General features: G+C 67.7%; 31 protein-coding genes. All 31 read left to right on the top strand.

The features are described from left to right. Window positions 1-13 precede the first annotated feature (13 nt). The 31 genes from rplJ to rplO all read left to right on the top strand — a co-directional run bounded on the left by rplJ (window position 14) and on the right by rplO (window position 25,461). Window positions 14-559, top strand: a complete 546-nt coding sequence (gene rplJ / locus ACGFH8_RS22760; RefSeq protein WP_393370242.1) for a 50S ribosomal protein L10 — start codon at window positions 14-16, stop codon at window positions 557-559. 54 nt (window positions 560-613) lie between these two features. Then, entirely contained in the window at window positions 614-1,000 is a 387-nt protein-coding gene (gene rplL / locus ACGFH8_RS22765) for a 50S ribosomal protein L7/L12 (RefSeq protein ID WP_393370244.1), read from the top strand. Between the two features lie 570 nt (window positions 1,001-1,570). Then, window positions 1,571-5,002 carry a DNA-directed RNA polymerase subunit beta gene (locus ACGFH8_RS22770; protein WP_393370247.1) on the top strand — a complete coding sequence of 1,144 codons (3,432 nt, stop codon included), beginning with the start codon at window positions 1,571-1,573 and terminating at the stop codon, window positions 5,000-5,002. 80 nt (window positions 5,003-5,082) lie between these two features. After that, a complete protein-coding gene (locus tag ACGFH8_RS22775) occupies window positions 5,083-8,970 on the top strand; it encodes a DNA-directed RNA polymerase subunit beta' (RefSeq protein WP_357253581.1) in 3,888 nt (1,295 codons plus the stop codon). 93 nt (window positions 8,971-9,063) lie between these two features. Continuing rightward, window positions 9,064-9,432: a hypothetical protein gene (locus ACGFH8_RS22780; RefSeq protein WP_393370250.1), complete on the top strand. Its 369-nt coding sequence runs from the start codon at window positions 9,064-9,066 to the stop codon at window positions 9,430-9,432. Between the two features lie 701 nt (window positions 9,433-10,133). Next, window positions 10,134-10,514, top strand: coding sequence for a hypothetical protein (locus ACGFH8_RS22785; protein ID WP_393370466.1), 381 nt, complete (start codon window positions 10,134-10,136; stop codon window positions 10,512-10,514). Between the two features lie 509 nt (window positions 10,515-11,023). After that, entirely contained in the window at window positions 11,024-11,398 is a 375-nt protein-coding gene (gene rpsL, locus ACGFH8_RS22790) for a 30S ribosomal protein S12 (protein WP_007465318.1), read from the top strand. Between the two features lies 1 nt (window position 11,399). Next, window positions 11,400-11,870: a 30S ribosomal protein S7 gene (gene rpsG / locus ACGFH8_RS22795; protein ID WP_030489583.1), complete on the top strand. Its 471-nt coding sequence runs from the start codon at window positions 11,400-11,402 to the stop codon at window positions 11,868-11,870. Window positions 11,871-11,944: 74 nt separating this feature from the next. Continuing rightward, window positions 11,945-14,041, top strand: a complete 2,097-nt coding sequence (fusA, locus tag ACGFH8_RS22800) for an elongation factor G (protein WP_030489584.1) — start codon at window positions 11,945-11,947, stop codon at window positions 14,039-14,041. Window positions 14,042-14,253: 212 nt separating this feature from the next. After that, window positions 14,254-15,447, top strand: a complete 1,194-nt coding sequence (gene tuf, locus ACGFH8_RS22805) for an elongation factor Tu (protein ID WP_393370254.1) — start codon at window positions 14,254-14,256, stop codon at window positions 15,445-15,447. A gap of 349 nt (window positions 15,448-15,796) precedes the next feature. Continuing rightward, window positions 15,797-16,105: a 30S ribosomal protein S10 gene (gene rpsJ, locus ACGFH8_RS22810; protein ID WP_007073037.1), complete on the top strand. Its 309-nt coding sequence runs from the start codon at window positions 15,797-15,799 to the stop codon at window positions 16,103-16,105. A gap of 11 nt (window positions 16,106-16,116) precedes the next feature. Continuing rightward, window positions 16,117-16,782: a 50S ribosomal protein L3 gene (rplC, locus tag ACGFH8_RS22815; protein WP_184178725.1), complete on the top strand. Its 666-nt coding sequence runs from the start codon at window positions 16,117-16,119 to the stop codon at window positions 16,780-16,782. Beyond that, a complete protein-coding gene (gene rplD / locus ACGFH8_RS22820) occupies window positions 16,779-17,429 on the top strand; it encodes a 50S ribosomal protein L4 (RefSeq protein ID WP_110563096.1) in 651 nt (216 codons plus the stop codon). The genes rplC and rplD overlap by 4 nt, the downstream gene beginning before the upstream one ends. Further along, on the top strand, window positions 17,426-17,728 hold the full coding sequence (rplW, locus tag ACGFH8_RS22825; protein WP_007465304.1) for a 50S ribosomal protein L23: 303 nt from the start codon (window positions 17,426-17,428) through the stop codon (window positions 17,726-17,728). The genes rplD and rplW overlap by 4 nt, the downstream gene beginning before the upstream one ends. Window positions 17,729-17,740: 12 nt before the next feature. Further along, window positions 17,741-18,580: a 50S ribosomal protein L2 gene (gene rplB / locus ACGFH8_RS22830; RefSeq protein ID WP_110563095.1), complete on the top strand. Its 840-nt coding sequence runs from the start codon at window positions 17,741-17,743 to the stop codon at window positions 18,578-18,580. Between the two features lie 12 nt (window positions 18,581-18,592). Further along, window positions 18,593-18,874, top strand: a complete 282-nt coding sequence (gene rpsS, locus ACGFH8_RS22835) for a 30S ribosomal protein S19 (RefSeq protein ID WP_007465299.1) — start codon at window positions 18,593-18,595, stop codon at window positions 18,872-18,874. A gap of 41 nt (window positions 18,875-18,915) precedes the next feature. Continuing rightward, window positions 18,916-19,374, top strand: coding sequence for a 50S ribosomal protein L22 (gene rplV, locus ACGFH8_RS22840; protein ID WP_007465297.1), 459 nt, complete (start codon window positions 18,916-18,918; stop codon window positions 19,372-19,374). Continuing rightward, entirely contained in the window at window positions 19,374-20,243 is an 870-nt protein-coding gene (rpsC, locus tag ACGFH8_RS22845; RefSeq protein WP_007465294.1) for a 30S ribosomal protein S3, read from the top strand. The genes rplV and rpsC overlap by 1 nt, the downstream gene beginning before the upstream one ends. A gap of 3 nt (window positions 20,244-20,246) precedes the next feature. Continuing rightward, window positions 20,247-20,672, top strand: a complete 426-nt coding sequence (rplP, locus tag ACGFH8_RS22850; protein ID WP_053653940.1) for a 50S ribosomal protein L16 — start codon at window positions 20,247-20,249, stop codon at window positions 20,670-20,672. Continuing rightward, window positions 20,672-20,908, top strand: coding sequence for a 50S ribosomal protein L29 (gene rpmC, locus ACGFH8_RS22855; protein ID WP_007465283.1), 237 nt, complete (start codon window positions 20,672-20,674; stop codon window positions 20,906-20,908). Before rplP ends, rpmC begins: the two co-directional genes overlap by 1 nt. Further along, window positions 20,905-21,183 carry a 30S ribosomal protein S17 gene (rpsQ, locus tag ACGFH8_RS22860; RefSeq protein WP_030489590.1) on the top strand — a complete coding sequence of 93 codons (279 nt, stop codon included), beginning with the start codon at window positions 20,905-20,907 and terminating at the stop codon, window positions 21,181-21,183. Before rpmC ends, rpsQ begins: the two co-directional genes overlap by 4 nt. 97 nt (window positions 21,184-21,280) lie before the next feature. After that, entirely contained in the window at window positions 21,281-21,649 is a 369-nt protein-coding gene (gene rplN, locus ACGFH8_RS22865; protein ID WP_007465279.1) for a 50S ribosomal protein L14, read from the top strand. Continuing rightward, window positions 21,646-21,966 carry a 50S ribosomal protein L24 gene (gene rplX, locus ACGFH8_RS22870; protein ID WP_172899047.1) on the top strand — a complete coding sequence of 107 codons (321 nt, stop codon included), beginning with the start codon at window positions 21,646-21,648 and terminating at the stop codon, window positions 21,964-21,966. Before rplN ends, rplX begins: the two co-directional genes overlap by 4 nt. Further along, window positions 21,966-22,532, top strand: coding sequence for a 50S ribosomal protein L5 (gene rplE, locus ACGFH8_RS22875; protein ID WP_110563094.1), 567 nt, complete (start codon window positions 21,966-21,968; stop codon window positions 22,530-22,532). Before rplX ends, rplE begins: the two co-directional genes overlap by 1 nt. A 1-nt stretch (window position 22,533) precedes the next feature. Further along, the gene (locus ACGFH8_RS22880; RefSeq protein ID WP_007465272.1) at window positions 22,534-22,719 is read left to right on the top strand and encodes a type Z 30S ribosomal protein S14; all 186 of its coding nucleotides are present in this window, start codon (window positions 22,534-22,536) and stop codon (window positions 22,717-22,719) included. Between the two features lie 116 nt (window positions 22,720-22,835). Further along, window positions 22,836-23,243 (top strand): 30S ribosomal protein S8, encoded by a 408-nt coding sequence (rpsH, locus tag ACGFH8_RS22885; RefSeq protein ID WP_007465270.1) that lies wholly within the window; start codon window positions 22,836-22,838, stop codon window positions 23,241-23,243. A gap of 16 nt (window positions 23,244-23,259) precedes the next feature. Continuing rightward, the gene (gene rplF / locus ACGFH8_RS22890; protein WP_266246314.1) at window positions 23,260-23,802 is read left to right on the top strand and encodes a 50S ribosomal protein L6; all 543 of its coding nucleotides are present in this window, start codon (window positions 23,260-23,262) and stop codon (window positions 23,800-23,802) included. After that, window positions 23,799-24,188 carry a 50S ribosomal protein L18 gene (gene rplR, locus ACGFH8_RS22895; protein ID WP_357080808.1) on the top strand — a complete coding sequence of 130 codons (390 nt, stop codon included), beginning with the start codon at window positions 23,799-23,801 and terminating at the stop codon, window positions 24,186-24,188. Before rplF ends, rplR begins: the two co-directional genes overlap by 4 nt. Window positions 24,189-24,221: 33 nt before the next feature. Next, window positions 24,222-24,836 (top strand): 30S ribosomal protein S5, encoded by a 615-nt coding sequence (gene rpsE, locus ACGFH8_RS22900; protein ID WP_007465263.1) that lies wholly within the window; start codon window positions 24,222-24,224, stop codon window positions 24,834-24,836. Further along, a complete protein-coding gene (gene rpmD / locus ACGFH8_RS22905; protein WP_007465262.1) occupies window positions 24,836-25,018 on the top strand; it encodes a 50S ribosomal protein L30 in 183 nt (60 codons plus the stop codon). The genes rpsE and rpmD overlap by 1 nt, the downstream gene beginning before the upstream one ends. After that, window positions 25,018-25,461: a 50S ribosomal protein L15 gene (gene rplO / locus ACGFH8_RS22910; RefSeq protein WP_088950230.1), complete on the top strand. Its 444-nt coding sequence runs from the start codon at window positions 25,018-25,020 to the stop codon at window positions 25,459-25,461. Before rpmD ends, rplO begins: the two co-directional genes overlap by 1 nt. The last annotated feature ends 180 nt before the right edge of the window (window positions 25,462-25,641 follow it).

Genomic DNA, 25,641 nt, shown 5'->3' on the forward strand with positions numbered 1-25,641 from the left:
AGAGAGGAGGGACATGGCGGACAAGCCGATTCGGGCCGACAAGGCCACGGCCGTCGCTGAGCTGACCGAGAGCTTCCGCAGCTCGGGCGCCACCGTGCTGACCGAGTACCGCGGTCTGACGGTTTCGCAGCTCACCCAGCTTCGGCGCTCGCTCGGCGCCGAGACCAGTTACACGGTCGCGAAGAACACGCTGGCGAAGCGTGCTGCGACGGACGCGGGCATCACCGGCCTCGACGAGCTGTTCACCGGTCCTACCGCGCTGACTTTCGTTTCGGGCGACGTCGTCGAGGCGGCGAAGGGGCTTCGCGACTTCGCGAAGGCCAACCCGAAGCTCGTCATCAAGGGCGGTGTCTTCGAGGGCAAGGCCATTTCCGCGGCCGAGGTCACGAAGCTGGCCGACCTGGAGTCCCGCGAGGTGCTGCTGGCCAAGCTGGCCGGCGCGATGAAGGGCAACCTGAGCAAGGCCGCGGCCCTGTTCCAGGCCCCGCTGTCGAAGACCGCCCGTCTGGCGGCCGCACTGCAGGACAAGCGCGAGAAGGAGAGCGCCGAGGCGGCCTGAGGCCCCCACGGCGCACCAGTTCTTACTTAACAGAATCAGGAAAGGACGCCAGATATGGCGAAGCTCAGCACCGACGAGCTGCTCGACGCGTTCAAGGAGATGACGCTGATCGAGCTCTCTGAGTTCGTGAAGCAGTTCGAGGACACCTTCGAGGTCACCGCCGCGGCTCCGGTCGCGATCGCGGGCCCGGGTGGCGGCGGCGGCACCGCTGCCCCGGTCGAGGAGGAGAAGGACGAGTTCGACGTCATCCTCGAGGCCGACGGCGGCAAGAAGATCCAGGTCATCAAGGTCGTGCGTGAGCTGACCGGCCTGGGCCTCAAGGAGGCCAAGGACGCGGTCGAGTCCGCGCCGAAGGCCATCCTGGAGAAGGTCAACAAGGAGACCGCCGACAAGGCGAAGGCCAAGCTCGAGGGTGAGGGCGCCAAGGTCACCCTCAAGTGACCTGAGCTCCACCTGCGCGTACCTGGCTCGTGAGCTGGGACACGATCGCGTCGCGGCGGGCGGTGATCCGACACGGATCACCGCCCGCCGTGTCTGTGGTTGCGGGGCCGACCTGCCTCTGAGCTGGGCGCCGACAGTCGCGACCGTCTATCCGAACGCGCTCGGCGGGTCGCCCTTCGGTGGGAAAGAAGGGCCGACCCGGATACCGGCCCTTGACGCGGCCCCAGGCTGCCAGGCACGCTGGCACCAGCAAGACACCGCGCTTGCGACGGCCACGACGTGGGTATGACAGCGGCGGCACCATCGGCCGCGTCGACCTGAGCGGCCCAGTGGGGACGTTGCGTTCTGAGCGGCCCGGCAGACCCCGGTTCACGGGGGCCGAGGCACGTTCCGCAAACGACCTGCGGGGTGGGCTGGACAGCGGTTAGCCTCTCGGCTACACTGCTAGTTTGCGCTGCCTTCCGACTTGACCCCTGCTCGGAAATGTCCGTTTACGGATATTTCTGGTGGGGTCATTGGAGTGCACGCGTACCAGCCGTTCTGCAGCACCGGTCCTCGGAAGGACGCATCTTGGCAGCTTCCCGCCCTGCGAAGACCAGTCGTACGTCGAGCGCATTCGCTCCCCGCCGAGTTTCATTCGGCAGGATCACCGAACACCTCGAGGTCCCCAACCTCCTTGCCATCCAAAACGAGTCCTTCGACTGGCTCGTCGGCAACGAGGCTTGGCAGGGCCGGTCGGCGGACGACCCGCACGCACGCTCGGGTCTCGCGGAGATCCTTGAAGAGATCAGTCCCATTGAGGACTTCTCCGGCACCATGTCACTTTCCTTCTCAGCGCCGCGCTTCGACGAGGTCAAGGCCTCGATCGAGGAGTGCAAGGAGAAGGACCTGACCTACTGCGCTCCGCTCTTCGTGACCGCGGAGTTCACCAACAACACCACTGGCGAGATCAAGAGCCAGACGGTGTTCATGGGTGACTTCCCGATGATGACGCCCAAGGGCACCTTCGTCATCAACGGCACCGAGCGCGTCGTGGTCAGCCAGCTCGTCCGGTCCCCGGGCGTGTACTTCGACAAGCAGCCGGACAAGACCTCCGACCGCGACCTCTCCAGCGTCAAGGTCATCCCGAGTCGGGGTGCCTGGCTGGAGTTCGACATCGACAAGCGCGACACGGTCGGCGTACGCATCGACCGCAAGCGTCGGCAGGCCGTCACGGTCCTGCTCAAGGCCATCGGCTGGTCGGCCGAGCGGATCCGTGAGAAGTTCGGCTGGTCCGAGCTGCTGATGACCACGCTCGAGAAGGACCACATCGCCGGCCAGGACGAGGCCCTGCTCGACATCTACCGCAAGCTGCGCCCTGGCGAGCCGCCGACGCGCGAGAACGCCCAGACCCTGCTCGACAACCTCTTCTTCAACCCGAAGAGGTACGACGTCGCCAAGGTCGGGCGCTACAAGTTCAACAAGAAGCTCGAAGTCGGCGTTCCGATCACCACCGGCACGCTGACCGAGGACGACATCGTCGCCACCGTGGAATACCTGTGCCGGCTGCACGCCGGTGAGGACGGCTACGAGGCCGACGACATCGACCACTTCGGCAACCGGCGCCTGCGCACCGTGGGTGAGCTGATCCAGAACCAGGTCCGAGTCGGCCTGTCCCGGATGGAGCGGGTTGTCCGCGAGCGGATGACCACGCAGGACGTCGAGGCGATCACCCCGCAGACCCTGATCAACATCCGCCCGGTGGTGGCGGCGATCAAGGAGTTCTTCGGGACGTCGCAGCTGTCCCAGTTCATGGACCAGACCAACCCGCTGGCGGGTCTCACCCACCGGCGCCGGCTGAGCGCGCTCGGCCCGGGTGGTCTGTCCCGCGAGCGGGCCGGCTTCGAGGTCCGCGACGTGCACCCGTCCCACTACGGCCGGATGTGCCCGATCGAGACGCCGGAAGGCCCGAACATCGGTCTGATCGGCGCGTTGTCCACCTTCGCCCGGGTCAACCCGTTCGGCTTCATCGAGACGCCGTACCGGAAGGTCGTCGAGGGTCGGGTCACCGACCAGATCGACTACCTGACCGCGGACGAGGAGGACCGGTTCGTCAAGGCCCAGGCCAACGCGCGTCTGAAGGCGGACGGCACGTTCGCCGAGGAGCGGGTGCTCTGCCGTCGTAAGGGCGGCGAGACCGAGGACGTCCTCCCCGGCGCCGTCGACTACATGGACGTCTCGCCCCGGCAGATGACCTCGGTCGCGACCGCCATGATCCCGTTCCTCGAGCACGACGACGCCAACCGGGCACTGATGGGCGCGAACATGCAGCGCCAGGCGGTGCCGCTGGTCAAGGCCGAGGCGCCGCTCGTGGGCACGGGCATGGAATACCGGGCCGCGGTCGACGCTGGCGACGTGGTTGTCGCCGAGGTCGGCGGTGTGATCGAGGATCTCTGCGCCGACTACGTCACCATCCACCAGGATGACGGCCACCGCCGGACGTACCTGCTGCACAAGTTCCGCCGCTCCAACGCCGGCTCCTGCGTCAACCAGAAGCCGGTGGTCTTCGAGGGCGACCGCGTCGAGGCCGGTCAGGTCATCGCCGACGGGCCGTGCACCGACGAGGGCGAGATGGCACTCGGACGCAACCTGCTGGTGGCGTTCATGTGCTGGGAGGGTCACAACTACGAGGACGCGATCATCCTGTCGCAGCGCCTCGTGCAGCAGGACGTGCTCACCTCGATCCACATCGAGGAGCACGAGGTCGACGCTCGGGACACCAAGCTCGGCCCGGAGGAGATCACCCGCGACATCCCGAACGTCAGCGAGGAAATGCTCGCCGACCTCGACGAGCGCGGCATCATCCGGATCGGTGCCGAGGTCGTCCCCGGCGACATCCTGGTCGGCAAGGTCACGCCCAAGGGTGAGACCGAGCTGACCCCGGAGGAGCGTCTGCTCCGCGCGATCTTCGGTGAGAAGGCGCGTGAGGTTCGGGACACCTCGCTGAAGGTGCCGCACGGCGAGACCGGCACGGTCATCGGTGTGCGCACGTTCTCCCGCGAGGACGGCGACGAACTGCCGCCGGGTGTCAACGAGCTGGTCCGGGTCTACGTCGCCCAGAAGCGCAAGATCCAGGACGGCGACAAGCTCGCCGGCCGGCACGGCAACAAGGGTGTCATCTCGAAGATCCTGCCGATCGAGGACATGCCGTTCCTCGAGGACGGCACCCCGGTCGACATCGTGCTCAACCCGCTCGGTGTGCCGAGCCGGATGAACATCGGCCAGGTCCTGGAGACCCACCTCGGTTGGGTCGCCAAGACCGGTTGGAAGGTCGAGGGTGACGACGCCGACTGGAAGCGCCAGCTCCGCTCGATCGACGCGCACGAGTCCGTGGGGGACACGAACGTGGCCACCCCGGTCTTCGACGGTGCCCGCGAGGAGGAGATCTCCGGTCTGCTCGAGTCGACCCTGCCCAACCGGGACGGCAAGCAGCTGATCGGCCGCACCGGCAAGGCACAGCTGTTCGACGGTCGTTCCGGCGAGCCGCTGCCGGACCCGATCGCGGTCGGCTACGTCTACATCCTGAAGCTCAACCACCTGGTCGACGACAAGATCCACGCTCGGTCGACCGGCCCGTACTCGATGATCACGCAGCAGCCGCTGGGTGGTAAGGCGCAGTTCGGTGGTCAGCGTTTCGGTGAGATGGAGTGCTGGGCGATGCAGGCGTACGGCGCCGCGTACGCCCTGCAGGAGCTGCTCACGATCAAGTCCGACGACGTGCTCGGCCGCGTGAAGGTCTACGAGGCCATCGTCAAGGGCGAGAACATCCCGGAGCCGGGCATCCCGGAGTCGTTCAAGGTGCTGCTCAAGGAGCTGCAGTCGCTGTGCCTCAACGTCGAGGTGCTGTCCAGCGACGGTGTGGCCCTGGAAATGCGCGAGACCGACGACGAGGTGTTCCGGGCCGCCGAGGAGCTGGGCATCGACCTGTCCCGGCGCGAGCCGAGCTCGGTCGAAGAGGTCTGAGGTGAGCGGTCGGGGGCCGGCTCGCCGGCCCCCGACCCCACCCGAGAATTAGCAGTACAGACGACGACATAGGGGACATAGTGCTCGACGTCAACTTCTTCGACGAGCTGCGCATTGGTCTCGCCACCGCCGACGACATCCGTCAGTGGTCGCACGGCGAGGTCAAGAAGCCTGAGACGATCAACTACCGCACCCTGAAGCCGGAAAAGGACGGGCTCTTCTGCGAGAAGATCTTCGGTCCGCAGCGGGACTGGGAGTGCTACTGCGGTAAGTACAAGCGCGTCCGGTTCAAGGGCATCATCTGTGAGCGCTGCGGCGTCGAGGTGACTCGCTCCAAGGTCCGTCGTGAGCGGATGGGGCACATCGAGCTCGCCGCTCCGGTGACCCACATCTGGTACTTCAAGGGCGTGCCGAGCCGGCTGGGCTACCTGCTGGACCTCGCCCCCAAGGACCTCGAGAAGATCATCTACTTCGCCTCGTACGTCGTGACGAGCGTGGACGCGGAGTCGCGTCACCGTGACCTCTCGACGATCGAGAACGAGATCCTGGCCGAGAAGCGGCAGTCCGAGAACAGCCGCGACTCGGAGATCGAGAAGCGGGCCGCCAAGCTCGAGGCCGACCTGGCCGAGCTGGAGGCCGAGGGTGCCAAGGCGGACGTCCGGCGCAAGGTCAAGGAGGGCGGAGAGCGCGAGATGCGCCAGATCCGCGACCGGGCCCAGCGCGAGATCGACCGCCTGGACGAGGTGCTGGACACCTTCCGCAAGCTGGAGCCGAAGCAGCTGGTCACCGACGAGCTGCTCTACCGCGAGCTGCGCGACCGGTTCGGTGAGTACTTCACCGGTTCCATGGGCGCGGAGGCCATCAAGGCGCTCGTCCAGAACATGGACCTCGACGCCGAGGCCGAGAGCCTGCGGGAGACCATCCGGTCCGGCAAGGGCCAGCGGAAGATCCGGGCGCTCAAGCGGCTCAAGGTCGTCGCGGCGTTCCTGAACACCCGCAACTCGCCGCTCGGCATGGTGCTCGACTGCGTCCCGGTCATCCCGCCGGACCTGCGCCCGATGGTGCAGCTCGACGGTGGCCGGTTCGCGACCTCGGACCTGAACGACCTGTACCGCCGCGTGATCAACCGGAACAACCGCCTCAAGCGACTGATCGACCTCGGCGCACCCGAGATCATCGTCAACAACGAGAAGCGGATGCTCCAGGAGGCCGTCGACGCGCTGTTCGACAACGGCCGTCGCGGCCGGCCGGTCACCGGCCCGGGTAACCGCCCGCTCAAGTCGCTGTCCGACATGCTCAAGGGCAAGCAGGGCCGGTTCCGCCAGAACCTGCTGGGCAAGCGCGTCGACTACTCCGGCCGTTCGGTCATCGTGGTCGGCCCGAAGCTCAAGCTGCACCAGTGCGGTCTGCCCAAGCAGATGGCGCTGGAGCTGTTCAAGCCGTTCGTGATGAAGCGGCTGGTCGACCTCAACCACGCACAGAACATCAAGTCCGCCAAGCGGATGGTCGAGCGTCAGCGCCCGGTCGTGTGGGACGTGCTGGAAGAGGTCATCGGCGAGCACCCGGTGCTGCTGAACCGCGCGCCGACCCTGCACCGCCTGGGCATCCAGGCCTTCGAGCCGCAGCTGGTCGAGGGCAAGGCCATCCAGATCCACCCGCTGGTCTGTACCGCGTTCAACGCCGACTTCGACGGTGACCAGATGGCGGTGCACGTGCCGCTGTCCGCCGAGGCCCAGGCCGAGGCGCGGATCCTGATGCTGTCGTCGAACAACATCCTCAAGCCGGCCGACGGCAAGCCGGTCACCATGCCCACCCAGGACATGGTCATCGGCCTGTACCACCTCACCCACCTCACCGCCGGTGAGAAGGGCGAGGGCCGGGCGTTCAGCTCGGACGCCGAGACGCGGATGGCCTTCGACAACGGCGAGCTGCACCTGCAGGCACCTGTGAAGATCCGCCTGCGTGGCGTGGTCGGTGTCGACAACGGCGCCGGCGCCGAGGCGTGGACCGCCCCGGAGGGCTGGGTCGAGGGTGACCCGCTGACCGTGGAGACCACGCTGGGTCGGGTGCTGTTCAACGAGACGCTGCCGCAGGGCTACCGCTTCGTGAACTACGAGATCCGCAAGGGTCAGCTCTCCGCGATCGTCAACGACCTCGCCGAGCGCTTCCCCAAGGTGGCGCTGGCCGCCACCCTGGACGGGCTCAAGGAGGCCGGTTTCCACTGGGCCACCTGGTCCGGCGTGACGATCGGCATGGAGGACGTCATCGCTCCGCCGCGTAAGGCGGAGATCCTGGCGAAGTACGAGAAGGAAGCCGACCAGATCGACAAGCAGTACCAGCGTGGTCTGATGACCGCCGAGGAGCGTCGCGGCGAGCTCATCACGATCTGGACCAAGGCGACCAACGAGGTCGCCAAGGAGATGGACACCGCGCTGCCGCAGGAGAACCCACTGTGGAAGATGATCAACTCGGGTGCCCGCGGTAACCTGCTCCAGCTCCGGCAGATCGCCGCGATCCGTGGTCTGGTGGCCAACCCGAAGGGCGAGATCATCCCGCGGCCGATCAAGGCCAGCTACCGGGAGGGTCTGTCCGTGCTGGAGTACTTCATCTCCACGCACGGTGCCCGTAAGGGTCTCGCCGACACCGCGCTGCGGACCGCCGACTCGGGTTACCTGACCCGTCGTCTGGTGGACGTCTCGCAGGACGTCATCATCCGGGAAGAGGACTGCGGCACCGACCGGGCGATCCCGATGCAGATCGGCGAGAAGCTCGACGGCAAGCTCGTCGTCCACACCCACGCCGAGACCAGCGTGCACGCCCGGACCCTGGCCGACGACATCAAGGGGCCGGACGGCACCGTGGTCGCCGAGCGCGGTCAGGACATCAACTCCATCGGGGTCGACAAGATCGTCGCCGCCGGCGTGGAGACGGTCCGGGTGCGCAGCGTGCTCACCTGTGAGTCCAAGCTGGGCGTCTGCGCGGCCTGCTACGGCCGGTCGCTGCCGACCGGCAAGTCGGTCGACATCGGCGAGGCGGTCGGCATCATCGCCGCCCAGTCCATCGGTGAGCCCGGTACGCAGCTGACGATGCGTACCTTCCACACCGGTGGTGTCGCGGGTGAGGACATCACCCAGGGTCTGCCGCGTGTGCAGGAAATCTTCGAGGCTCGGGTCCCGAAGGGTAAGGCGCCCATCGCCGACACCCCGGGTCGGATCCGGATCGAGGACGGCGAGCGCTCGCGGAAGATCATCGTGGTGCCGGACGACGGCAGCGAAGAGATCGTCTACGACAAGATCTCGAAGCGCGTCAAGCTCCGTACCCACGACGGCGGTCACGTCGCGGTCGGCGAGAAGCTGACCGAGGGCACCATCGACCCGCACGAGCTTCTGCGGATCATGGGTCCGCGGGCGGTCCAGGTCCACCTGACCAGTGAGGTCCAGGAGGTCTACCGCTCGCAGGGTGTGCTCATCCACGACAAGCACATCGAGATCATCATCCGCCAGATGCTCAAGCGGGTGACGGTCATCGACTCCGGCTCGACCGAGTTCCTGCCGGGCGTGCTCGTCGACCGGGCGCTGTTCGAGTCGGAGAACCGCCGACTCGTCTCGGAGGGCGGCGAGCCCGCCGCCGGTCGTCCGGTGCTGATGGGTATCACCAAGGCCTCGCTGGCCACCGACTCCTGGCTCTCGGCGGCCTCCTTCCAGGAGACCACCCGGGTGCTGACCGACGCTGCGATCAACTCGCGCAGCGACTCGCTGGTCGGCCTCAAGGAGAACGTGATCATCGGAAAGCTCATCCCGGCCGGTACGGGCATCAGCAAGTACCGCAACGTCCGGGTCGAGCCGACCGAGGAGGCCAAGGCCAAGGTCTACTCGATGACCGGGTACCCGGAGACCGACTACGGCTTCGGGCCGGCCAGCGGGCAGGCTGTGCCGCTGGACGACTTCGACTTCGGGTCGTACCGCTAAACACCACGCACACGACGAGGCCCCCGGTATCCGCCGGGGGCCTCGTCGTGTCCGGACCACCCACCCCCGGTCCGGGTTCGGCATGATGGAGGGATGACGACCGCACCCGGGCAGGTGTCCGTCGCGCAGCAGGGCCTGCGCCACCCGTTGGACCCGGATCCGGCCCGCGCCACGAAGGCCCGGGCGGTTTTCGCCCTCGGGCTGCTCGGCATGCTGACCGGGTTGTTCATCGGCGGGGTGGTGCCGGCGACGGTGGCGCTGCAACTGGCCCGGCAGGCCCGCCGTGAGGCGTACTCCTCGGGGGGTTTCCTGACCGGCGGCAGCTGGCTGCGCCGGGGGGAGCGGATGGCCTGGACCGGCCTGGTGCTGGTCGCGGTCAGCGTGGTGGCCCTGGTGGTGATCGGCGTGGTGCGGTTGGCCGGTGCGCCGTTGGGTCACGACTACCCGGCGAACATGGACTGAGCGGCCGCGCCCGGCGTTGGCGCCGGCACCTGCGGCGGTAGCCTGGCCGGTGTCCGCCGTGTGGCGTGGCGGCCTTTCGACAGGAGGACCTCGTGACGGATCCGGCGCGGCCCCCTGCGGACGAGCCGGCCGGCCAGCCGGCTCCGGCCGAGCTGCCTCCGTCCGAGCTGCCTTCGTCTGAGCTGCCTCCGTCCGAGCCCGCCGGCTGGGAGCGACCGGCACCGAGCGGCGAGCCGCCGCCACCCGCGTCGACGCCGGGCGCGCCGCAACCCGGCTGGGGTACGACAGGTCCGCCCGGTTCCGGTGAGCCGTACCCGGCCTCCTCGACACCGCCGGGTTGGGGTCAGCCGCAGCCCGGGTCTGCCGCTCCATACGGGTGGGGCCCGCCGCAGTCTGGGCCTGGCGCACCTGGCTGGGGCCCGCCGTCGTCGGGGCCCGGTGTGCCGCCGGGTTGGGATCCGCCGCAGTCTGGGCCGGCTGTGCCGGGTTGGGGTCCGCCGCAGTCCCCGCCTGGTTTGCCGGGTTGGGGCCCGCCGCCGCAGTCTGGGCCCGGCGCCCCGGGTTGGGGCCCGCCCCAGTCTGGGCCCGGTGTGCCGGGGGGTTGGGGTCCGCCGTCGTCCGGTCACGCGCCCGCCTGGGCGGGAATGGCGGGCCGTCCGGTTCCCCCACCCAGCGACGCCGAGCATCGGCCGCCGAAACGGGTGGAGGCGGTGCCGGGCACCCCGTTCGGGGTCGTGCACCTGGAGGTGGCCCCGGTCACGTCGGGGCTGGCCATCGGCGCCCTGGTGGCCGGGATCGCGTCGGTCCTGGTGTCGTTGCTGGTGATCTGCTTCGGGGTGGCCTTCGCCAACGAGGGCGGGGCCTGGGCCTCCGGGGCGTTCGCCGTGCTCGGGGTGCTGGCCGGTGTGGCGGCCGTTGTCGCCGGTCTGCTCGGCCGGCGGCAGATCCGCCGGCCCGTCGCGCCCCCCGCGGTCCGGTTCACCGGCCGAGGGCTCGCGGTGGCCGGGATCAGCTGTGGCGCGGCGGGGGCCCTGATCAGCCTCCTGGGCCTCGGCGTGGCGCTGCTGCTCGCCCTCACCTGAGGCTGGTCACCGTCCGCTCCCGCGCCTGACCCGTTCTCTCCCCGCCTGTCGCCGCCCGGCCCGGGGCCGACGGGTGGTCCCGCGGGGAAGCCGGTACACTTGTGTCTGTAGGTGCCCATCGCGGGCGACGGGGCGGGACGAGATACGGCCGGCGGGTGTGTGACAGTCCGCCGGGCCCTTCCGTTTTGACCTGGGCGGTTGTGGTAGGTACTCTTTCCCCTTGTGCCCGGGCATGCCCGGGCAACTCGTGCGTGCGCTGTTTCCGGCTTCCGGGCGGCGGGCACGACAGACCAAAGATCCGGGGCGGGGCGACTCGCGTGCCGGTGACACAAACCCGATGGCACGCGCAAGCGTCCGCAACGGGGCCGCGGAGAGGCGACACGCCCGACCGCGGGTGCCGGGGCCTCCGTGAGGCGGCCCTGGTCGGAATGTAGGAGAGCCGGTCATCAGGCCGGCTAACGAGCAGACGGCGCGGTCGCGGAAGCGGCCGAAGGGAGCGGAGAAACCCGGTGCCCACGATCCAGCAGCTGGTCCGAAAGGGCCGCCAGGCGAAGACGACCAAGACCAAGACCCCGGCGCTGAAGGGTTCCCCTCAGCGGCGCGGCGTGTGCACCCGCGTGTACACCACCACCCCGAAGAAGCCGAACTCGGCGCTGCGCAAGGTCGCTCGCGTGAAGCTCAGCAGCCAGATCGAGGTGACCGCCTACATCCCCGGCGTCGGTCACAACCTCCAGGAGCACTCGATCGTGCTCGTGCGCGGTGGCCGGGTGAAGGACCTCCCCGGCGTGCGTTACAAGATCGTTCGCGGTTCGCTCGACACCCAGGGTGTCCGTAACCGCAAGCAGGCGCGCAGCCGTTACGGCGCGAAGAAGGAGAAGAGCTGACATGCCGCGTAAGGGACCCGCTCCGCGGCGGCCACTGGTCGCTGACCCGGTGTACAACTCGCCGCTGGTCACCCAGCTGGTGAACAAGATCCTGCTGCGCGGCAAGCGCCAGCTCGCCGAGACCATCGTGTACGCGGCCCTCGAGGGCTGCCGCGAGAAGTCCGGCACCGACCCGGTCGTCACCCTCAAGCGGGCGATGGACAACGTCAAGCCGACCCTCGAGGTGCGCAGCCGTCGTGTCGGTGGCGCCACCTACCAGGTGCCGGTCGAGGTCCGCCCGACCCGGGCGACCACCCTGGGCCTGCGCTGGCTGGTCACCTACTCTCGCGCCCGGCGCGAGAAGACCATGGTCGAGCGGCTCATGAACGAGCTGCTGGACGCGAGCAACGGCCTCGGTGCCGCCGTCAAGCGGCGCGAGGACACGCACAAGATGGCCGAGTCGAACAAGGCCTTCGCGCACTACCGCTGGTAACACCCTGGTTCCGGCGCCTCCGGGCGCCGGAACCGCCACCAGTTGAGTCGAGACGACGATAAGTAGGGATTGAAGTGGCCGCCGCAGACGCGCTCGCCAAGGTACGCAACATCGGCATCATGGCGCACATCGATGCCGGTAAGACCACGACCACCGAGCGAATCCTGTTCTACACCGGCATCACGTACAAGATCGGTGAGGTTCACGAGGGCGCTGCCGTCATGGACTGGATGGAGCAGGAGCAGGAGCGTGGTATCACCATCACCTCCGCTGCTACCAAGTGTGAGTGGAAAGACCACACGATCCAGATCATCGACACGCCCGGTCACGTCGACTTCACGGTCGAGGTCGAGCGGTCGCTGCGGGTCCTGGATGGTGCGGTCGCGGTTTACGACGGTGTCGCCGGCGTGGAGCCGCAGACGGAGAACGTCTGGCGGCAGGCCGACAAGTACAACGTCCCGCGTATGTGCTTCGTCAACAAGCTCGACCGGACCGGCGCCGACTTCTTCCGCTGCGTGCAGATGATGATCGACCGGCTGAACGCCACCCCGCTGGTGCTCCAGATCCCGATCGGGCTCGAGGGTGACCACATCGGTGTCGTCGACCTGATCGGCATGCGCGCGCTCACCTGGCGTGGGGAGACCCAGAAGGGTGAGGACTACGCGGTTGAGGAGATCCCGGCCGAGCTGGCCGACTCCGCGGCCGAGTGGCGCGAGAAGCTGATGGAGACCCTGGCCGACGTCGACGACGCGGTGATGGAGAAGTACCTGGAAGGCGAGGAGATCTCCGTCGAGGAGATCAAGGCCGCCATCCGGCGTGCCACCATCGCCGGCAAGGCCAACCCGGTGCTGTGCGGCTCGGCGTTCAAGAACAAGGGCGTCCAGCCCATGCTCGACGCCGTGGTCGACTTCCTGCCGTCGCCGCTGGACGTTCCGGCGATCGAGGGTACGGCCACCGACGGCGAGACCCCGCTGCTTCGGAAGCCGTCCAACTCGGAGCCGTTCTCCGGCCTGGCCTTCAAGATCCAGACTGACAAGCACCTGGGCAAGCTCACCTACGTGCGGGTCTACTCCGGCACGCTCGATTCCGGTTCCCAGGTGGTCAACTCCACCAAGGACCGCAAGGAGCGGATCGGCAAGATCTACCAGATGCACGCCAACAAGCGGGAAGAGCGTCCGTCGGCGCAGGCCGGCGACATCATCGCCGTCCAGGGTCTCAAGCAGACCACGACCGGCGACACTCTCTCCGACCCGGCGAACCCGGTGATCCTGGAGTCGATGACCTTCCCGGAGCCGGTCATCTCGGTGGCGATCGAGCCGAAGACCAAGTCCGACCAGGAGAAGCTGGGCACCGCTATCCAGCGCCTGGCCGAGGAGGACCCGACCTTCCGCGTCCAGCTGGACGAGGAGACCGGTCAGACGGTCATCTCCGGCATGGGTGAGCTGCACCTGGACATCCTGGTCGACCGGATGCGCCGCGAGTTCAACGTCGAGGCCAACGTCGGCAAGCCGCAGGTGGCGTACCGCGAGACCATCCGCCGCAAGGTGGACAAGGTCGAGTACACCCACAAGAAGCAGACCGGTGGTTCCGGCCAGTACGCCCGCGTGATCGTGAGCGTCGAGCCGCTGCCGCTGGACAACGACTCGCCGACCTACGAGTTCGCGAACGCCGTCAGCGGCGGCCGGATCCCCCGGGAGTTCATCCCGTCGGTGGACGCCGGTGCGCAGGACGCGCTGCAGTACGGCATCCTGGCGGGCTTCCCGCTCGTCGGTGTCAAGCTGACGCTGCTGGACGGCCAGTACCACGAGGTCGACTCGTCGGAAATGGCATTCAAGATCGCCGGCTCGATGGTGATGAAGGACGCGGCCCGCAAGGCCGATCCCGCGTTGCTCGAGCCGATGATGGCCGTTGAAGTCACCACTCCTGAGGAGAACATGGGTGACGTCATCGGTGACCTCAACTCCCGCCGCGGCATCATCCAGGCGATGGAGGAGCGCAGTGGCGCCCGCATCGTCAGGGCTCTGGTGCCGTTGTCGGAGATGTTCGGCTACGTCGGCGACCTGCGGTCGAAGACCCAGGGCCGGGCTAGCTACAGCATGCAGTTCGACTCCTACGCCGAGGTTCCGCAGAGCGTCGCGAAGGAGATCATCGCCAAGGCAACGGGCGAGTAACGCCCTGAGCAGGTGATTCGTGGTTGGTCGCGGGAGGTTCAACCCGCCCGCGGCCACCACGATCGGATCGCGTGAGACCGGGCCTGTAGGCTTCATCGCCGCAGAACCCACAAAGGCTCTCCGACCGTCTGGTCGGAAAGGCTGTCGACAGAGTCCTAAGCGCCGACCGGCGCGCCGGGCGTACGAACCAAGAAGTCCACAGGAGGACACCAGTGGCGAAGGCTAAGTTCGAGCGGACTAAGCCGCACGTCAACATCGGCACCATTGGTCACATCGACCACGGTAAGACGACGCTGACGGCGGCCATCACCAAGGTCCTGCACGACCAATACCCGGACCTGAACCCCTACACGCCGTTCGACGAGATCGACAAGGCGCCGGAGGAGAAGGCCCGCGGCATCACGATCTCGATCGCGCACGTCGAGTACCAGACCGAGTCGCGGCACTACGCGCACGTCGACTGCCCTGGGCACGCCGACTACATCAAGAACATGATCACCGGTGCCGCGCAGATGGACGGCGCGATCCTGGTGGTCGCGGCGACCGACGGCCCGATGCCGCAGACCCGCGAGCACGTGCTGCTGGCCCGTCAGGTTGGTGTGCCGTACATCGTCGTGGCGCTCAACAAGAGCGACATGGTCGATGACGAGGAGCTCCTGGAGCTCGTCGAGCTCGAGGTCCGTGAGCTGCTCTCCTCGCAGGAGTACCCGGGTGACGACCTGCCGGTCGTTCGGGTTTCGGCGCTGAAGGCCCTCGAGGGTGACCCCGAGTGGACCGGCAAGCTGCTGGACCTGATGACCGCTGTCGACACCTCGATCCCGCAGCCGGAGCGCGAGGTCGACATGCCGTTCCTGATGCCGGTTGAGGACGTCTTCACGATCACCGGTCGTGGCACCGTCGTCACCGGTCGCGTGGAGCGCGGCGTTCTCCTGCCGAACGAGGATGTTGAGCTCGTCGGTATCAAGGAGAAGAGCTTCAAGACCAAGGTCACCGCGATCGAGATGTTCCGGAAGACCCTGGACGACGCCCGCGCAGGCGAGAACGTCGGCCTGCTGCTGCGTGGCACCAAGCGCGACGAGGTCGAGCGCGGCATGGTCGTCGTGAAGCCGGGCTCGAACACCCCGCACACGGAGTTCGAGGCGACGGTCTACATCCTCTCCAAGGAGGAGGGCGGCCGGCACACCCCGTTCTTCCAGAACTACCGCCCGCAGTTCTACTTCCGGACCACGGACGTCACCGGTGTCGTCACCCTCCCCGAGGGCACCGAGATGGTCATGCCGGGTGACAACACGTCCATGTCGGTGAAGCTGATCCAGCCCATCGCCATGGAGGAGAACCTCAAGTTCGCGATCCGCGAGGGTGGCCGTACCGTCGGCGCCGGGTTCGTCACCAAGATCATCAAGTGAACTAGGTAACCCCGATTAGACCCGCCGCCGGTCGTGCGGCATACTAGTCAGGTTGCGTAACGACAGTTCGTCGCCTGTGTTCGGCTTTGCTGAACCTCCGGGTGACGAGGCAGTCGAGCGTAGGGTGGTTGGCGGCCCAGTCGCCAACCACCCTCGCACGGCGTTCAGGTCGCGGTAATGCGATCGGCGCCTTGACCCACCGCGCGGTCAGCACCACTCCGGAACCACGGGGCGGAGCCCGGCCCGAGGGCGCGACACGCCCGACCGCGGGGGTCGGCGAAGTGGGCCTGTGCCAGCCGGCACAGGCGCCCGCAACACAGCGGCATCGAGAGAAGGAACAGAAGCCACCATGGCGGGACAGAAGATCCGCATCCGGCTCAAGGCCTATGACCACGAGGTCGTCGACTCCTCGGCTCGGAAGATCGTCGAGACGGTGACGCGCACCGGGGCGCAGGTCGCGGGCCCGGTGCCGCTGCCCACGGAGATCAACCGTTTCTGCGTTATCCGCTCGCCGCACAAGTACAAGGACTCGCGCGAGCACTTCGAGATGCGCACGCACAAGCGGCTGATCGACATCATCGACCCGACCCCGAAGACGGTCGACTCGCTCATGCGCCTCGACCTGCCGGCTGGCGTCGACATCGAGATCAAGCTGTAGGGACCGGACAAATGGACAGGCAAGTCAAGGGGATCCTGGGCGCCAAGCTCGGCATGACCCAGGTCTGGGACAACAACCGCGTTGTTCCCGTGACCGTGGTCGAGGCCGGCCCGTGCGTCATCAGCCAGGTTCGTAGCGCCGAGAAGGACGGTTACTCCGCGGTCCAGCTGGCCTACGGCACCATCGACCCGCGCAAGGTCAAGAAGCCGATCAGCGGGCACTACGCCAAGGCGGACGTGGCGCCGCGCCGGCACATCGTCGAGCTGCGCACCACGGACGCGGGGGAATACTCGCTCGGCCAGGAAGTCACTGTCGAGGAGTTCCCGGCCGGCGTCACCATCGACGTCACCGGCAAGACCAAGGGCAAGGGCTTCGCCGGCGCGATGAAGCGGCACGGCTTCCACGGTCTGGGCAGCAGCCACGGTGTCGAGCGCAAGCACCGCTCGCCCGGTTCCATCGGCGCCTGCGCCACCCCGGGTCGTGTCTTCAAGGGCACCCGGATGGCCGGCCGGATGGGTGGCGTTCGCTACACCGTGCAGAACCTGACCGTCCAGGCGGTCGACACCGAGAACAACCTCCTGCTCGTCCGGGGCGCCATTCCTGGCCCCAAGGGCGCGCTGGTTCTGGTCCGTACCGCGGCCAAGATCAAGGTGAAGAAGGGCGGTGCGGCCAAGTGACCACCGTTGACGTGCGCACCGTCGAAGGCACCACCAGCAGCTCCGTCGAGCTGCCGGCGGACATCTTCGACGTGCAGGCCAACGTCGCGCTGATGCACCAGGTCGTGGTGGCCCAGCTCGCGGCGGCCCGACAGGGCACGCACAAGACCAAGACCCGCGCCGAGGTTGCTGGTGGCGGCAAGAAGCCGTACAAGCAGAAGGGCACCGGTCGCGCCCGGCAGGGCTCGATCCGCGCGCCGCAGTTCGCCGGCGGTGGCGTCGTGCACGGTCCCGTGCCGCGCGACTACAGCCAGCGGACCCCGAAGAAGATGAAGGCCGCCGCTCTGCGGGGTGCCCTCTCCGACCGGGCCCGCGCCGGGCAGGTGCACGTCGTCGAGGCGTTCGTCTCGGGCGAGAAGCCGTCGACCAAGGCGGCCCTGGCCACGCTGACCAAGCTCACCGAGGCCCGTCGGGTCCTGGTCGTGCTGAGCAGCACCGACGAGCTGAACTGGGTGTCGCTGCGCAATGAGCCGCGCGTGCACCTGATCGAGTCCGGCCAGCTGAACACGTACGACGTGCTGGTGGCCGACGACGTGGTCTTCACCAAGGACGCCCTGGACGAGTTCCTGGGCGTGCCCGCCGAGACCACCGAGGAGGGTGGCAAGTGAGCACGATCGCCGACCCGCGCGACATCATCGTGGCGCCGGTCGTCTCGGAGAAGAGCTACAGCGAGCTGAACCGGAACTGGTACACCTTCCTGGTGCACCCGGACGCGAACAAGACCGAGATCAAGATCGCTATCCAGCAGATCTTCAACGTCCGCGTCCTGACGGTCAACACGCTCAACCGCCAGGGTAAGCGCAAGCGCACCAAGACCGGCTTCGGTCAGCGCAAGGCGACCAAGCGGGCGATCGTGAAGCTGGCTGACGGTGACCGCATCGAGGCCTTCGGCGGCCCGGTCAGCTGAGGGGTGTAGACAATGGCTATCCGTAAGTACAAGCCGACGACGCCGGGCCGACGTGGCTCGAGTGTCGCTGACTTCGCCGAGATCACCCGGTCCACGCCGGAGAAGTCGCTGCTGGTTCCGCTGCCGAAGAAGGGCGGGCGTAACGCCCACGGCCGGATCACCACGCGGCACCACGGCGGCGGTCACAAGCGCCAGTACCGTCTGATCGACTTCAAGCGGGTCGACAAGGACGGCGTGCCGGCGAAGGTCGCTCACATCGAGTACGACCCGAACCGCACGGCGCGCATCGCGCTGCTGCACTACGCCGACGGCGAGAAGCGGTACATCATCGCGCCGAAGGACCTGAAGCAGGGCGACCGCGTCGAGTCCGGTCCGGGCGCCGACATCAAGCCCGGCAACAACCTGCCGCTGCGCAACATCCCGGTCGGTACCACGATCCACAACGTGGAGCTGCGTCCGGGTGGCGGGGCCAAGTTGGCCCGGTCCGCCGGTGTCGGTATCCAGCTGCTCGGCCGTGAGGGCGCGTACGCGACCCTTCGTATGCCGTCCGGCGAGATCCGGCGGGTGGACGTCCGCTGCCGCGCCAGCGTCGGCGAGATCGGCAACGCCGACCAGTCGAACATCAACTGGGGCAAGGCCGGCCGGATGCGGTGGAAGGGCAAGCGCCCGACCGTCCGTGGTGTCGCCATGAACCCGGTCGACCACCCGCACGGTGGTGGTGAGGGTAAGACCTCCGGTGGTCGCCACCCGGTCAACCCGCAGGGTAAGCCCGAGGGCCGCACCCGCCGTAAGGGCCAGCCGAGTGACCGGCTGATCGTCCGCCGTCGCTACGCCACGCGTAAGCGCGGCTGAGGGAGATAAGACATGCCTCGCAGCCTGAAGAAGGGCCCGTTCGTCGACGACCACCTGCTCAAGAAGGTGGAAGTTCAGAACGACAAGGGCTCCAAGAACGTGATCAAGACCTGGTCGCGGCGTTCGACGATCATCCCCGAGATGCTGGGGCACACGATCGCCGTTCATGACGGACGCAAGCACGTCCCGGTGTTCGTGACCGAGGCGATGGTCGGGCACAAGCTCGGCGAGTTCGCGCTGACCCGCACTTTCAAGGGTCACGAGAAGGACGACCGGAAGAGCCGTCGGCGCTGACGCCGCGGGCATACGGATAGAGGGAACAAGGGGTTACAGCGATGCCAGGAAAGGGCGACGCTCCGGTGCTTCCGGGCGCGCGGGCGGTTGCGCGGCACGTGCGCATCTCGCCGATGAAGGCGCGCCGGGTGGTCAACCTCGTCCGCGGCCTGCCCGCGAAGGAGGCGCTCACGGTGCTGCAGTTCGCGCCGCAGGCTGCGAGCGAGCAGGTGTACAAGGTGCTCGCTAGCGCGATCGCCAACGCGGAGAACAACGAGCGGCTGGACCCCGACGCGCTGCTCGTCAGCGAGGCCTTCGTGGACGAGGGCCCGACGATGAAGCGGTTCCAGCCGCGGGCGCAGGGTCGGGCGTACCGAATCCGCAAGCGCACCTGCCACATCACTGTGGCGGTCGAAGCGGTCGCGCCGGCAGCGCCGAGGAAGGCCGCGGCGAAGAAGGCCGCCCCGGCCACGGAGGCCGCACCGGCCGAAGCGCAGAGCAAGACGGAGGACGCCGAGTAATGGGTCAGAAGGTTCACCCCACTGGGTTCCGGCTCGGCATCTCGACCGACTGGAAGTCCCGCTGGTTCGCGGACAAGCTCTACAAGGACTACATCGGCGAAGATGTCAAGATTCGCCGCATGATGTCCAAGGGCCTCGAGCGTGCCGGCATCTCCAAGGTCGACATCGAGCGCACCCGCGACCGGGTCCGGGTCGACATCCACACCGCCCGGCCGGGCATTGTCATCGGCCGTAAGGGTGCGGAGGCCGACCGGATCCGCGGCGAGCTCGAGAAGCTCACCGGCAAGCAGGTTCAGCTGAACATCATCGAGGTGAAGAACCCCGAGTCGGACGCTCAGCTGGTCGCGCAGGGCGTGGCCGAGCAGCTGTCCAGCCGGGTCAGCTTCCGTCGGGCGATGCGCAAGGCCATGCAGTCGGCGATGAAGAACCCGGTCTGCAAGGGCATCCGGGTTCAGGTCTCGGGCCGCCTCGGCGGCGCCGAGATGAGCCGGACCGAGTTCTACCGTGAGGGCCGGGTTCCGCTGCACACGCTGCGGGCCAACATCGAGTACGGCTTCTTCGAGGCCCGTACCACGTTCGGTCGGATCGGTGTGAAGGTCTGGATCTACAAGGGCGACGCCGTCCCGGGCCGGGAGGCTCCGGCCGAGGCCGGTCCGTCCCGCCCGCGTCGTGGTGAGCGTGGCGACCGTCCCGAGCGTCCGCGTCGTGGTCGGTCGGGTTCGTCCGGCACCACGGCCGGTGGCACCGAGGCCGGGCGGGCTGCTGCGACCACCATCGCGCAGCAGGCCGAGACGCCGAGCGGCGAGCCGGTGGACAGCGCAGCTGTCGCCGCCGCGGCTGCTCCGGCAGAAACGCAGCAGGAGGGCTGACAGATGCTGATGCCGCGCAAGCCCCCGAAGGGCTTCCGCAAGCCGCACCACCCGGACCGCAGTGGCGCGTCCAAGGGTGGTAACCGGGTGGTGTTCGGCGAGTTCGGGATCCAGGCTCTCGAGCCGGCGTACGTGACGAACCGGCAGATCGAGTCGGCACGTATCGCGATGACTCGCCACATCAAGCGTGGTGGCAAGGTCTGGATCACGATCTTCCCGGACCAGGCCCTCACCAAGAAGCCTGCCGAGACCCGGATGGGTTCCGGTAAGGGTTCGCCCGAGTGGTGGGTCGCCAACGTCAAGCCGGGGCGGGTTCTCTTCGAGATGTCCTTCCCCAACGAGCAGACCGCGCGAGAGGCCATGCGTCGCGCGATCCACAAGCTCCCGATGAAGTGCCGCATTGTTACGCGCGAAGTGGGTGAATCCTGATGGCAGCGGGCGTTAAGGCGACCGAGCTGCGTGAGCTCTCCGAGGAGGAGCTGGTCACGAAGCTGCGGGAGGCCAAGGCGGAGCTGTTCAACCTCCGCGTGCAGGCCGCAACCGGGCAGCTGGACAACAACCGGCGGTTGCAGGTCATCCGTCGGGAGATCGCCCGGATCTACACGATCATGCGTGAGCGCGAGCTGGGGCTCTCGGCCGCGCCGACTGAGGTGACTGCATCATGACCGAAGAGACCGCCACCGCCGCCGCGCGGTCGCGCCGCAAGGTCCGCGAGGGCCTGGTGATCAGCGACAAGATGGACAAGACCGTCGTCGTCGAGGTCGAGGACCGGGTTCGGCACGCGCTGTACGGCAAGATCATGCGCCGTACGGCCAAGCTGAAGGTGCACGACGAGCAGAACGCCGCTGGCACCGGTGACCGGGTTCTCATCATGGAGACCCGGCCGCTGAGCGCCACCAAGCGTTGGCGGATCGTGGAGATCCTGGAAAAGGCCAAGTAGCGAAGGCTCGAGCTCGCCCGGCGTTGCGTCGGGCGTAGGTTCCGCCAGGCTCCGGCCGCTACGGCGGCCGGAGAACCGGCAGACATAGGAGATAGACGTGATTCAGCAGGAGTCGCGACTGCGCGTCGCCGACAACACGGGTGCCCGGGAGATCCTGTGCATCCGGGTTCTCGGTGGCTCGGGTCGGCGCTACGCGAGCATCGGCGACGTCATCGTGGCCACGGTCAAGGACGCCATCCCGGGTGCCGGTGTGAAGAAGGGCGACGTCGTCAAGGCGGTCGTCGTTCGCACGGCCAAGGAGAGGCGTCGGCCGGACGGCTCGTACATCCGCTTCGACGAGAACGCCGCCGTCATCATCAAGGACGGCGGGGACCCGCGTGGTACCCGCATCTTCGGCCCGGTGGGTCGGGAGCTGCGGGACAAGCGGTTCATGAAGATTATTTCCCTCGCGCCGGAGGTGTTGTGACCGTGAAGGTCAAGAAGGGCGACACGGTCGTCGTCATCGCCGGCAAGGACAAGGGTGCCAAGGGCAAGGTCATTCAGGCCTACCCGCGGCAGGACAAGGTCCTGGTCGAGGGCGTGAACCGGGTCAAGAAGCACACCCGCATCAGCACCACCCAGCGTGGCGCCAAGACCGGCGGCATCGTCACTCAGGAGGCCCCGATCCACGTCTCGAACGTGCAGGTCCTGGACTCCGACGGCAAGCCGACCCGCGTCGGTTACCGGATCGACGACAACGGCCAGAAGGTCCGCATCGCGCGTAGCACCGGTAAGGACCTGTGATGACCACGGCTACCGAAAAGACCCTGCCGCGCCTCAAGGAGCGGTACCGCAACGAGATCGTGGCCCAGCTGCGCGAGCAGCGCAGCTACGGCAACCCCATGCAGGTGCCGCGGCTGGTCAAGATCGTCGTCAACATGGGTGTCGGCGAGGCTGCTCGCGACGCCAAGCTGATCGACGGCGCGGTCCGCGACCTCGCCACGATCACCGGCCAGAAGCCGCAGGTGCGGCGGGCGACCAAGTCCATCGCGCAGTTCAAGCTGCGCGAGGGCATGCCGATCGGTGCGAAGGTGACCCTTCGCGGCGACCGGATGTGGGAGTTCCTGGACCGGCTGCTGTCCATCTCGCTGCCGCGTATCCGCGACTTCCGCGGCCTGGACGGGCGCAAGCTGGACGGGCACGGCAACTACACGTTCGGTCTGACCGAGCAGTCGGTGTTCCACGAGATCGACCAGGACCGGATCGATCGCCAGCGGGGCATGGACATCACGGTGGTCACGACCGCCACGACCGACGACGAGGGCCGGGCGCTGCTCAAGCTCCTGGGCTTCCCGTTCAAGGAGAACTGAGATGGCCAAGAAGGCGCTGATCATCAAGGCGGCCGCGAAGCCGAAGTTCTCGGTTCGCGCGTACACCCGCTGCCAGCGGTGCGGGCGTCCGAAGGCGGTCTACCGCAAGTTCGGGCTCTGCCGGGTCTGCATCCGGGAGATGGCTCACCGCGGTGAGCTGCCGGGCGTGTCCAAGGCTTCCTGGTAAGGGCGACCGCGTCCCGGCCGTCGGCCGGGAACTCCTGCACCGATTAGGTATTGCTCTTCGCCGTAGGCCCGGGGCTGATGCCCCGGGAACCCCGGCGAGAAAGGCTGACGAAATCCATGACGATGACCGACCCGATCGCAGACATGCTCACGCGTCTGCGTAACGCCAACCAGGCGTACCACGATCAGGTGAAGATGCCCTACTCCAAGATCAAGGCGAACATCGCCGAGGTCCTGAAGGCCGAGGGTTACATCGCCACCTGGTCGGTCGAGGAGCCCGAGGAGGGTGCCGTCGGCAAGCGACTGGTCGTCGAGCTGAAGTACGGCCAGAACCGCGAGCGGAGCCTGGCCGGCATCAAGCGCGTGTCCAAGCCCGGTCTCCGGGTGTACGCCAAGTCGGACGGGCTCCCGCGGGTGCTCGGTGGGCTGGGCGTGGCGATCATTTCGACGTCCCAGGGGCTGCTGACCGACCGGCAGGCCCGCAAGCGGAGTGTTGGCGGGGAAGTCCTCGCCTTCGTCTGGTAACGGGAGACTGGTAGAAATGTCGCGAATTGGACGTAAGTCGATCCCGGTACCAGCCGGCGTCGACATCACGATCGACGGGCAGACCGTCAAGGTCAAGGGCCCCAAGGGCCAGCTTGAGCACACCCTCGCCGAGCCGATCACGGTCGAGCGGGCCGAGGATGGGCAGCTCAACGTCAACCGGCCGAACGACGAGCGCAAGGCCAAGGAACTCCACGGCCTGAGCCGTACGCTGGTTGCCAACATGATCGTCGGGGTCACCGAGGGCTACCGCAAGAGCCTGGAGATCGCCGGCACCGGTTACCGGGTCACCGCCAAGGGCTCGGACCTCGAGTTCGCGCTCGGGTTCTCGCACCCGGTGGTCGTTCCCGCCCCGGCGGGCATCACCTTCACGGTGGAGCGGCCGACCCTGTTCCACGTGGCTGGCATCGACAAGCAGCAGGTCGGTGAGGTCGCCGCCAACATCCGGAAGATCCGCCCGCCGGAGCCGTACAAGGGCAAGGGCGTCAAGTACCAGGGCGAGGTCATCCGCCGCAAGGCCGGAAAGGCAGGTAAGAAGTGAGCGCCACGCTGCTCAAGCGCCGCCGCGGTGTCGCCGCCAAGCGCGCCGTTGGGCGTGCGCGTCGACACTTCCGCGTCCGCAAGAACGTCAGCGGTACGTCCGAGCGTCCGCGCCTGGTCGTCACCCGTTCGCTGCGGCACATGGTCGCCCAGATCGTCGACGACACCAAGGGCCACACCCTGGCGTCGGCGTCGACCCTGGACGCCTCGCTGCGCGGTACGGAGGGCGACAAGAGCGCCCTCGCCGGCAAGGTGGGCGCACTGCTCGCCGAGCGGGCCAAGGCCGCCGGCGTCTCCAAGGTCGTCTTCGACCGCGGCGGTAACCGGTACGCGGGGCGAGTCGCCGCGCTTGCCGACGCCGCCCGCGAAGCCGGGCTCGAGTTCTAACAACCCCGTCACGAGAGATAAGGAAGGCTGCTGATGCCAGGTCAACAGCGCCGTGGCGGCGGGTCCGGTGGCAACGAGGGTGGTCGCCGCGACAACCGCCGTGAGGGCGGCCGCGGAAACGCGCCCGTCGAGAAGACCCCGCACCTTGAGCGGGTCGTCGCGATCAACCGCGTCGCCAAGGTCGTGAAGGGTGGTCGTCGCTTCAGCTTCACCGCCCTGGTGATCGTGGGCGACGGCGACGGCACGGTCGGCGTGGGCTACGGAAAGGCCAAGGAGGTGCCCGCGGCCATCGCCAAGGGTGTCGAGGAGGCCAAGAAGCACTTCTTCAAGGTCCCGCGGATCGGTCAGTCGATCCCGCACCCGGTGACGGGTGAGGACGCCGCTGGCGTCGTGCTGCTCAAGCCGGCCTCGGCCGGTACGGGTGTCATCGCCGGTGGTCCGGTGCGCGCCGTGCTGGAGTGCGCCGGGATCCACGACGTGCTCTCGAAGAGCCTCGGCTCGTCGAACCCGATCAACATCGTGCACGCCACCGTGGCGGCCCTGAAGGGGCTTGAGTCCCCCGAGCAGGTCGCGGCGCGTCGTGGTCTGCCGGTGGAGGACGTCGCGCCGGCCGCCATGCTGGCGTCGCGTGCGGGGGTGGCGCGCTGATGGCACGTCTGAAGGTCACCCAGCTCCGGTCCGGTATCGGGACCAAGCACAACCAGCGTGAGTCGCTGCGTTCGCTCGGTCTCAAGCGGATCAACGACGTGGTGGTCAAGGAGGACCGGCCCGAGATCCGCGGCATGATCTTCACTGTGAGCCACCTCGTGAAGGTCGAGGAGGTCGAGTAATGACGATCAAGGTGCATCACCTGCGCCCGGCGCCCGGTTCCAAGACCGCGAAGACCCGTGTGGGTCGCGGTGAGGGTTCCAAGGGCAAGACCGCTGGTCGCGGTACCAAGGGTTCCAAGGCCCGGAAGAACATCTCGGCGGCGTTCGAGGGTGGGCAGATGCCCATCCACATGCGCCTGCCGAAGATGAAGGGCTTCAAGAACAAGTTCAAGGTCGTCTTCCAGGTGGTAAACCTGGACCGGCTCGCTGAGCTGTTCCCGAACGGTGGTCAGGTCGGCCCGCTGGAGCTCGTCGAGTCCGGCGCGGTCCGCAAGGGTCACCCGGTCAAGGTCCTCGGCACCGGGGACCTCGGCGGAGTGGCGCTCCAGGTGTCTGCGCACGCGTTCAGTGCGTCGGCCAAGGAGAAGATCGCCGCCGCCGGTGGCTCCGCCACCGAGCTGTAAGGCGTACCGCCCATGGCGCCCGCCCAGTTGTGCGCAACTGGCGGGCGCCATGGTCTGCCTGGGCTCTCACGCGCCCGGTAACATCGGAATCGATTTATGTAGTCGGGCGCATCTGCCCGGACCGGGGTCGGACTGTTAGAGTCCCATCCCAGCCATGGATTGCGGGCACTCGCTCGTGAT

It is taken from the genome of Micromonospora sp. NPDC049175, assembly GCF_043197345.1.
Classification (GTDB): domain Bacteria; phylum Actinomycetota; class Actinomycetes; order Mycobacteriales; family Micromonosporaceae; genus Micromonospora.

Bases quoted from the DNA above. Each gene is read 5' to 3' on its own strand.
- rpsC (WP_007465294.1), top strand. From the start codon at position 19,374: ATGGGTCAGAAGGTTCACCCCACTGGGTTCCGGCTCGGCATCTCGACC.
- rplF (WP_266246314.1), top strand. From the start codon at position 23,260: ATGTCGCGAATTGGACGTAAGTCGATCCCGGTACCAGCCGGCGTCGAC.
- rpsJ (WP_007073037.1), top strand. From the start codon at position 15,797: ATGGCGGGACAGAAGATCCGCATCCGGCTCAAGGCCTATGACCACGAG.
- rpsE (WP_007465263.1), top strand. From the start codon at position 24,222: ATGCCAGGTCAACAGCGCCGTGGCGGCGGGTCCGGTGGCAACGAGGGT.
- rpsQ (WP_030489590.1), top strand. From the start codon at position 20,905: ATGACCGAAGAGACCGCCACCGCCGCCGCGCGGTCGCGCCGCAAGGTC.
- rplL (WP_393370244.1), top strand. From the start codon at position 614: ATGGCGAAGCTCAGCACCGACGAGCTGCTCGACGCGTTCAAGGAGATG.
- ACGFH8_RS22780 (WP_393370250.1), top strand. From the start codon at position 9,064: ATGACGACCGCACCCGGGCAGGTGTCCGTCGCGCAGCAGGGCCTGCGC.
- rpmC (WP_007465283.1), top strand. From the start codon at position 20,672: ATGGCAGCGGGCGTTAAGGCGACCGAGCTGCGTGAGCTCTCCGAGGAG.
- rplO (WP_088950230.1), top strand. From the start codon at position 25,018: ATGACGATCAAGGTGCATCACCTGCGCCCGGCGCCCGGTTCCAAGACC.
- ACGFH8_RS22880 (WP_007465272.1), top strand. From the start codon at position 22,534: ATGGCCAAGAAGGCGCTGATCATCAAGGCGGCCGCGAAGCCGAAGTTC.
- rplC (WP_184178725.1), top strand. From the start codon at position 16,117: ATGGACAGGCAAGTCAAGGGGATCCTGGGCGCCAAGCTCGGCATGACC.
- rplV (WP_007465297.1), top strand. From the start codon at position 18,916: ATGCCAGGAAAGGGCGACGCTCCGGTGCTTCCGGGCGCGCGGGCGGTT.
- rpsG (WP_030489583.1), top strand. From the start codon at position 11,400: ATGCCGCGTAAGGGACCCGCTCCGCGGCGGCCACTGGTCGCTGACCCG.
- rpmD (WP_007465262.1), top strand. From the start codon at position 24,836: ATGGCACGTCTGAAGGTCACCCAGCTCCGGTCCGGTATCGGGACCAAG.
- rplE (WP_110563094.1), top strand. From the start codon at position 21,966: ATGACCACGGCTACCGAAAAGACCCTGCCGCGCCTCAAGGAGCGGTAC.
- rplB (WP_110563095.1), top strand. From the start codon at position 17,741: ATGGCTATCCGTAAGTACAAGCCGACGACGCCGGGCCGACGTGGCTCG.
- rplP (WP_053653940.1), top strand. From the start codon at position 20,247: ATGCTGATGCCGCGCAAGCCCCCGAAGGGCTTCCGCAAGCCGCACCAC.
- rpsS (WP_007465299.1), top strand. From the start codon at position 18,593: ATGCCTCGCAGCCTGAAGAAGGGCCCGTTCGTCGACGACCACCTGCTC.
- rpsH (WP_007465270.1), top strand. From the start codon at position 22,836: ATGACGATGACCGACCCGATCGCAGACATGCTCACGCGTCTGCGTAAC.
- rplJ (WP_393370242.1), top strand. From the start codon at position 14: ATGGCGGACAAGCCGATTCGGGCCGACAAGGCCACGGCCGTCGCTGAG.